The organism is Bacillus sp. JJ864, assembly GCF_036963045.1.
Classification (GTDB): Bacteria; Bacillota; Bacilli; order Bacillales; family Bacillaceae_G; genus Bacillus_A; species Bacillus_A pseudomycoides_C.
The window spans coordinates 1-7,589 of sequence record NZ_JBALLY010000159.1 but is presented as its reverse complement, the minus strand read 5'-3'; the positions used below and the strand labels follow the sequence as shown (position 1 = coordinate 7,589).

Genomic DNA, 7,589 nt, shown 5'->3' with positions numbered 1-7,589 from the left:
ATATGTTATGTCCTTTCTTTTATTTATCTTTTTTAATTTAGGTCTTGATAAAATTATTTGTCATGCTTTTTCTTTTCTAGCAATATTTTTTTCAAACCTAACCTGTTACAGAACCTTTTACTCGGGAAAGAACTTTTTTATTTGTTGACACTCTCACTTCTCAAACACAAAATTAATCTTATTATCTTTCCACTCTAACTTTGCGTCAAAGGTTTTATCATTCTTCTTAAAACCTTTCATTAATTCTGTTTGCTCACCTTTTAGCAGCTTCTTCATATTCTTTTGCGAAATCGTTTTTCCTAGTATTTTCTTGGAGATCGTAAAATCACATTTCGTTGTATTGTAGTTCGAACATCCATAAAACGTAGATTTATCAATGACCTCTCCATCACATTTTTTACATGTTCCTACCTTTTTACCAACTGTAAATTTTGAATTGGAGCGTTCAATCGATTCTACGTGTAATCCTGTAAAATCCCATTTCTCAGACATTTCAATTGCATCTTCAATAATTTTTGCTGAGAGCTTTTTCGTTTGTTCCATAAATGTAGCTGGCGAAGCTGTCCCTTCCCCTATTTCTGCAAGGCGCTGCTCCCATTTTGCTGTCATTTCTGGTGAAGCTAATATTTTATCACCAATTGCAGTTATGAGTACTTTTCCTTTATCAGTCGCATACACTTGGTTTTTCTTTACTTCAATATACTTTCTGTCCTTCAACATTGTGATAATACCAGCCCGCGTTGCTTCAGTGCCTAATCCTTCTGTCTTTTTTAATACTTTTTCCAGTTCTTCGTTCTCTAAATACTTTCCAGCTGTTTTCATTAATGTAATAAGCTGACCTTCTGTATATCGTTTTGGTGGCTGTGTTTTTCCTTCTTTCACTTTCACCTTTACAACTTTACCTTGTTCCCCTTCTTGCACAATAGGAAGGATTGTTTCTTCATCTTTATCATCTTGAAAAATGACTTTACGCCATCCTTCTTGAATTTGCTGTTTTCCTTTCGATACGAATTCAGCACGGCCATCAACAAGTGTTGTAATAGTCGTGTAGTCAAAAATCGCAGCTTCATAATGCGCTGCAATCAATCTTCTTACAATCATATCGTAAATTTTTCTTTCATCACCTGATAATTTATTTGGATTCGTAACTTGTTCTGTTGGAATAATTGCGTAGTGATCTGTAACCTTCTTTTCATTTACATAACGCTTATTATTCATAATAGAAGGAATTGGTGCTGGCAATACATCTTTATATTCTTCAAACTGACTTAATTTCTGTAAAATATCAGGAAACGTGGCAGCTTCACCTTCTGTTACATAGTTAGAATCCGAACGTGGATACGAGACAATTCCTTTTTGATATAAAGCTTGTGTTATATCAAGTGTTTTCTTTGGTGAAAATTTAAATGCTTTATTCGCCGTTGCTTGCAGTGATGACAAGTTAAATAAAAATGGTGGCTGAAACTCTTTCCGCTCTGTTTTCATTTCTTTCACTTCAGCCGGTTTATTTTGACAAAATGCAGCAATTTTATTTGCCATATTGGGATCTTTTAAGCGCGCCTCACTATCTTGTTCCCACTTACCTTCATATTTTTCCCCTTCTATATGAAAGGTTGCGAATACTTCCCAAAATGGCTCCGATTTAAAGTTTTCAATTTCTTTCTCACGTTTTACAATTAATGCAAGTGTTGGTGTTTGCACACGCCCCGCGGAGAAAACATCATTCATTCCTTTTTTCTTTAGTAAAATACTAAAAACACGAGAAGCGTTCATTCCAACGACCCAGTCGGCACATGATCGCGTATATGCTTCGTAATACGTATTGATTGTATCTGCTTCATCAAGTAAATTTTTAAACCCTTGATAGATTGCTTGCTTAGTTAAAGAAGAAATCCAAAGACGTTTCATCGGCTTTTGCACATTACAAAGATGAATGATATTCCGTACGATTAATTCCCCTTCGCGCCCAGCATCTCCCGCATGAATAATTTCCGTCACTTGCGGATTATGTAACAGTTGTTTCACAACATTAAATTGCTTATACTTTGATTTTGTTACTTCAAACTGAAATCGTTCTGGAATCATCGGTAACGTATCTAATGACCATTTTTTCCACTCTGCATGATAATGTTCCGGGTTACATAACTGCGTTAAATGACCAATTGCCCATGTACAGTAAGCACCATTCGGAAACAATTCATTCGCCTCTACTTCTAAATAGCCATCTTTTCGCCTGTATTTAAATTGAGAAACAAGCGCCAAACCTTGATCTGGTTTCTCGGCAATAATTAATTTCATTTTAAAACTCCCTATCTAAATTCCAGTATAGCTTCAATAATATCTCTTCATTTTTCATATAAACCTTTAATACTTTATAAATTTTCACATATAAGTATAACCTACAATACTGTATACTCTAGACTTCTAATATTATACGCTTAAGTTTAGTACCTTCACAATAGGAACTCATTATATAACATATTACTTAAAATTCTAAAATAACATGAAAAAGACGCCACACATTAGGCGCCTTCGTTTCTTCTTATTTTGCAACAATCTGTCTATCTTTCACGTTTGGATTATGTTTTCTCATGAAATCTTCAATCTCTTCAACTGTTCTGATTATGTCTTTTGACAAGTTTTCATATCCATTTTCGGTAACAAGAATATCATCTTCAATACGAATTCCAATCGCCTCTTCTTCAATATACAAGCCAGGTTCCACTGTAATGAGCATACCAGCCTCGAGTACTCGGTCTTTGTACGAACCAACATCATGAGTATCCAAACCGAGGAAATGGCTCACTCCATGATAATAATAGTTGGAGAGTTCCGAGTCTTCCTCTATTAAATCGATTTTCTTACACTCTTCCGCTAGTACCTTTTTCGTATGCTCATTTAATGCTGCGAATTTTAATCCAGGTCTTATAAGCTCAATTGTTTCCCTTAACGCCTTTAGCACAATATTGTAAATCTGTTTTTGGCGATTCGAAAATGTTCCGCTCGCCGGGAACGTATAGCTAATGTCAGCATTGTAATAATCCTTCTGAGCTCCAAGGTCAAGCAGTACCAAATCGCCTTTATTAATTTTAGAATCATTGTCCTCATAATGCAGCACAGTTGCATTTTTCCCACTCGCCAAAATCGTATTAAATGCATGATGTTTAATACCAGATGATTTTAGCGTAAAATCAAAATGAGCTTCTAATTCATATTCCATCATGCCCTCTTTCGCATGCTTGAGTACATTATAAATGCCCTCTTTTGTAACCATAATTGCTTCCTTTATCTTTTCAATCTCTTCCTCCGTTTTAAATACTCGTAGTTCACAAATATTTGGATAAATGTTACCAATTGAGAGGTGTGGATAATGTTCTCTTACATGCTTAGCGAATGCTAGCGTCCGTGTCTCTGTCCCTGCCCACTCTCGGCGTTCCAAATCTAAATATACGTGTTTCACATGTTCTGTAAAAAACGTTCTTGCTATTGATGATTCAAAGCTTTCTAAGTAAACAATCGTTTTTATACCAGAAATGGTTTGTGCTTCTTCTTTTGAAATTGTTTTACCTACCCATTTTTCAAGAACTGGATCCGTTTTTTCGATGAAAAGAGTTTCTTCTACTGTATCGCCTACTTTTTTTAACACAAAAATAAGATTTGGCTCATCAATACCAGTCATATAATAGAAGTTTCGGTTTGGCACAAATTTATAATGGTCATCGGCTGATTTATAAGGTGCCTGTCCGGCAAATAGAATCGTAACAGATTCATCCGGCAATGTTTCCACTAATCTTTTTCGATTTTCAATAAAAAATGATTGCTTCATAACAATCCCCCTTAAATTCTATAAATTTCCTTAAAACTACCTATCCAGTTTATTTCATTGTATTATTGTTGTAATTTTTCGTCAATTAACCGATTTATTTTGTTAAGCTCTACTTACTTTTAGCATAGATGCAAGCATCATCTATTTTACACAAACAACGTATGGTGAAATTCACAGGTTATCAGTGATATATATCACTACATCAACTTAAATTTATTGATATTTTTAATCTAGATACAAAATTTAAATTTTATGGAGGCATTCATATGGAACATGTATTTACTGAGACTTCTGTAATTGGTGATATTGTTACGAAATTCCCAAAAGCAAGTGACCTTTTCAAATCATATAGAATAGATTTTTGTTGTGGAGGTAACAGACCACTTATCGATGCAATTCATGAGAGAAATTTATCGGTAGAAGAGGTTATTACAAAATTAAATACTCTTTATCATGAAACAAAAGCATTAAATGAATCAAAAATTGACTGGACAATCGCCTCTTATAGTGAATTAATTGACTATATTGTGAATAAACATCATCGCTATTTAAATGAAGAATTGCCACAGTTAAGTCCATATGTGACAAAAGTATTCCGTGTTCATGGGTCAAAACAGCCTCATTTAGCTCAAATTCACAAGCTATTCAATGAACTAAAAACAGAATTAGAACAGCATATTATTAAAGAAGAAACAGAAGATTTCCCGTTGATTTTAGCATTTGAGCAAAATCCAACTGATGAAAATTATTCGAAATTGCGCAAAGTGGTAGAACAACTGGAAAGTGAGCATAGTCATGCTGGTGATATTATAAAAGAACTTCGTAACATTACGAATGACTTTACTCCTCCAGAAGGAGCTTGCGGTACTTATCGTCTTGTCTATCAACGACTTGCGGCTCTTGAATCCGATCTATTCCAGCATATTCATTTAGAAAATAATATTTTATTCCCACGTGCAATTGCACAGGCTTAATTACAAAAGGTGAATCTATAAATATCAAATTAAGGCTCAAAACCAACATTTTTTGATCTTGAATTAACAAAAAGTTCTTAAATAGAAACCGCTTATACGTAAAAAATAGAACATAAGCACTTTTTGCTCATGTTCTATTTCTTATGTATTTTTCTATTACTGATGAAAGTTTCACTTTATCTTCTCTAAGATCAGTTTTTTCTTCCTCCTGTAAAGTTGAAAAACGATTCACTTTATCAATAATATGACTTTTATCACTGCTTTATTTAAAAATTTGGTATAAATTAAATATAGAAATTTGTCTGGAATTATTAAGGAGTTGTATATATGAAAGCAAAAATGATAAAAAAACATTTACAGGAAGTCCCTCTCTTTAAAGAACTTTCAGAAGAAGAACTTCAGCCTATTGTAGATATTTCACAATTACGAATGTATAAGGAAAAATCATTTGTATTTATGCAGGGCGACGAACTTGATCGCGTGTTTTTTATCCACTCTGGTAAAGTGAAAATTCAAAAAACAGATGCAACCGGAAAAGAACAAATTGTTTCTGTGCTTCAAGCTGGAGAAATGTTTCCTCACGCTGGCTTTTTCCAAAAAGGTACCTTCCCAGCACATGCTGAAATACTTGAGACTGCACAATTGATCGTTACTCCAATTGCTGATTTCGAGAAAATTTTAATTCAGCATCCTGAATTATGTATTAAAATGTTTAAGGTTCTTGGAGAAAAAATTGTGGATCTTCAGAACAGATTAGAAGAACAAATTCTTCACGATACTTACGAACAAATTATTATGTTATTGCTTCGTTTATGTAAGTCAAATGGTGTAGAAATGAATGGTACATATACTTTAACGACCCAGTTTACGAATCGGGAACTCGCCAATATGATTGGAACATCAAGAGAAACGATTAGTCGTACAATTAATCAGTTAAAAAGAAAAAAATTAATTGCTGTTGATGAAAACGGTTGTTTCATTATCATTCCAGATGAATTAAAAGCAGAAATCTGTGATCCCTATTAAAAACAAATTTTAAAAATGCTACCTCAAAATAAAGAAGTAGCATTTTTTGTATGAATCGTAAACTATATTGTAGAAGCACTATCCCTAATGTTTCTATCATGTCCCACAATACGTTCGATAAGGACAGGATGATGGTTCAGGTAGCACCGCATACTCCTCCTGTTCAGGGATGTGCGCGTATGGATTGGCAAGAACATTAAGAAGACGTTCCATCACGCTGTAATCCCCATGTTCTACAGCAGCTTCTAATGCTTCTTCTACCCTGTGGTTCCGAGGGATTATCGCCGGATTACTTTTTCGCATCAATAAATGTGAGGACTCTTTCGATTCTTCTTGTCTACCAAGTCTTTCCTGCCAGCGCTTATACCACTCAGCAAACTCTGAAGTCTCAAACAATTCCATCTCCTCAAGCTTATCAAAAGTTAATGCCCGGAAAGTATTTGTATAATCAGCATGATACTTCTGCATGATAGTAAGAAGATCTTCAATAAGGGCTTTATCCTGTACTTCTTCGTTAAATATCCCTAATTTCGCTCTCATTCCAGCAAGCCAGTTTGATTGATATAACTCATTAAAATTTAAAATTGCATTTTGAGCCATTTCCATTGATTTTGCATAATCACTATGCAATAGCGGTAATAAAGATTCAGCTAACCTTGCAAGATTCCATCCGCCAATATATGGCTGGTTTCCATAAGCATAGCGACCTTGAATATCAATGGAACTGAATACTGTTTCTAGATCATAAGTATCCATAAAGGCGCAAGGACCGTAATCAATTGTTTCTCCGCTTATAGTCATATTATCAGTATTCATAACCCCATGAATAAAGCCCACAAGTTGCCATTTCGCAATCAACGAAGCTTGACGCTTAATCACTTCCTCAAGCAAGAAAAGATAGCGATTTTCAGCTGCATCATCGCCTGGATAATGTCGCTGTAATGTATAGTTAGCTAAAGTTTGGAGTTCTTCAACAGTCCCCCACTGAGCAGCATACTGAAAAGTGCCAACGCGCAGGTGACTTGCAGCCACACGAACGAGAATTGCACCAGGCAGTTCCGTTTCACGAATGATTGACTCCCCGGTTGTTACTACCGCTAGACTACGGGTCGTAGCAATACCAAGCGCATGCATCGCTTCACTAATAATATATTCACGTAACATTGGTCCTAATGCCGCTCGTCCATCTCCCCTGCGGGAAAATGGCGTTCGGCCCGAACCTTTCAGATGAATATCAAATCGTTCATCTAAAGGAGTAATCTGCTCACCAAGTAGCAAAGCTCTACCGTCCCCTAACCTGTTAAAATGCCCGAATTGATGCCCCGCGTAGGCTTGAGCAAGAGGAAACGCACCTTCGGGAATCCGATTTCCTGCCAGCACCGCTACCCCCTCGTCACTTTCTAGTTCCTTGGCATTTAATCCCAATGATGTTGCCAACGAATGATTGAGAATAGTCAATTTCGGTGAGCGAACAGGCGTTGGACTGAGACCCGAAAAAAACGATTTCGGTAGACGGGCATAACTGTTATCAAAGTTCCATCCTACTTCTATTCTTTCTTTCTTCGTCATCGTATCACCGTCTCTTCTCTTATCTTTTTATATCAGACAAAATTTAAATGGGATGATCGTTATGTATTTCTACATCTGCACAAAAGAATCCCTTTTAATATCCACTTTCGCCATTTTATTATACCCTTTCTAGAGAAATAAGGAGCATGCAAATCATGTTTGATTCCGTATAACGATAATATATCAGGCGTGTT

Annotated in this window: 5 protein-coding genes; 2 read left to right on the top strand and 3 right to left on the bottom strand. The window is 35.5% G+C overall.

The window, feature by feature from the left end:
- Positions 1 to 153 precede the first annotated feature (153 nt).
- Positions 154 to 2,298 carry a DNA topoisomerase III gene (locus tag V7024_RS20970; protein ID WP_335523506.1) on the bottom strand — a complete coding sequence of 715 codons (2,145 nt, stop codon included), beginning with the start codon at positions 2,296 to 2,298 and terminating at the stop codon, positions 154 to 156.
- Positions 2,299 to 2,542: 244 nt separating this feature from the next.
- On the bottom strand, positions 2,543 to 3,826 hold the full coding sequence (locus V7024_RS20965) for an aminopeptidase P family protein (protein WP_335523503.1): 1,284 nt from the start codon (positions 3,824 to 3,826) through the stop codon (positions 2,543 to 2,545).
- Between the two features lie 266 nt (positions 3,827 to 4,092).
- Between V7024_RS20965 and ric the strand changes: the two genes are divergently transcribed.
- Together ric and V7024_RS20955 are read left to right on the top strand one after the other, a co-directional pair.
- On the top strand, positions 4,093 to 4,800 hold the full coding sequence (gene ric, locus V7024_RS20960) for an iron-sulfur cluster repair di-iron protein (RefSeq protein WP_335523501.1): 708 nt from the start codon (positions 4,093 to 4,095) through the stop codon (positions 4,798 to 4,800).
- Between the two features lie 327 nt (positions 4,801 to 5,127).
- Complete coding sequence (locus V7024_RS20955; RefSeq protein ID WP_335523497.1) at positions 5,128 to 5,826, top strand: Crp/Fnr family transcriptional regulator; 699 nt, start codon at positions 5,128 to 5,130, stop codon at positions 5,824 to 5,826.
- Between the two features lie 96 nt (positions 5,827 to 5,922).
- On the opposite strand, the gene V7024_RS20950 is transcribed toward V7024_RS20955, so the two are convergent.
- On the bottom strand, positions 5,923 to 7,395 hold the full coding sequence (locus tag V7024_RS20950) for a protein adenylyltransferase SelO (protein ID WP_335523495.1): 1,473 nt from the start codon (positions 7,393 to 7,395) through the stop codon (positions 5,923 to 5,925).
- Positions 7,396 to 7,589 lie beyond the last annotated feature (194 nt).